We start from the raw sequence: 670 nt of genomic DNA, 5'->3' as shown, positions 1-670 counted from the left end.
CAGCGTGTCGGCGTAGGGGCGGCCGAGCACGGGCAGGCCGTTGCGCGCGTACAGGGCGGGCTCGGCGTTGGGTGGCACCCGTACGGGTATCGGGTCCAGCCGCGCCGCCGCGACGACATCGGGGTGGGACAGGTCCCACTCGACCAGGACGCGGTCGGTGTCGTCGCCGCCGTTGATCGCGTCGTCGACCGTGCCGTAGAACGTGGGCAGGTACTCGATGGGCAGGCCGCCGAGCTTGGCCAGGTTGAAGTAGGCGTTGCGCCGGATCAGCGGGTCGTAGGTCCAGGTGATCCGCTTCAGGCCGCGGGCCAGGGCCCATTCGCGCTGGTGCAGTTTGAGCGCGAAGCCGGCGGCGTGTCCGGCGCGGGCACCGGTGATGTGCGAGTGCAGCGTCTCGCCGGCGGGCGCGCCGAAGAACGCGACCGTGGCGCCCACCAGACGCCCGTCCGCGTAGGCCCCGGCGACGTAGTTGCCGGCGTGGGACAGCGCCCGCATCTGCTCGACGTTGATCGGGTCGTTGCCGGGAGACGGGCCCCAGATGTCGACGAACAGGTCTGCGACGGCTTGCAGTTCGTCGAGTTCGTGCAGTTCCCGGATGGCCGGGCCGCCGGTCGGCGCGGTCGCCGCGCCCAGCGGTCCGTCGGCGGGGTTTCCGGCGGTGGGAAGGACG

Annotated in this window: 1 protein-coding gene; it reads right to left on the bottom strand. The window is 72.4% G+C overall.

All coding sequences use genetic code 11. From position 1 onward, the window contains the following. The coding region (locus GT354_RS36045) for a GNAT family N-acetyltransferase (RefSeq protein WP_161360597.1) at positions 1-597 on the bottom strand (597 nt) is incomplete at its 3' end. Between the last annotated feature and the right edge of the window lie 73 nt (positions 598-670).

The organism is Streptomyces sp. SID3343, from assembly GCF_009865215.1.
In the GTDB taxonomy this organism is placed as follows: domain Bacteria; phylum Actinomycetota; class Actinomycetes; order Streptomycetales; family Streptomycetaceae; genus Embleya.
This window is presented reverse-complemented; position numbering and strand designations above follow the sequence as displayed.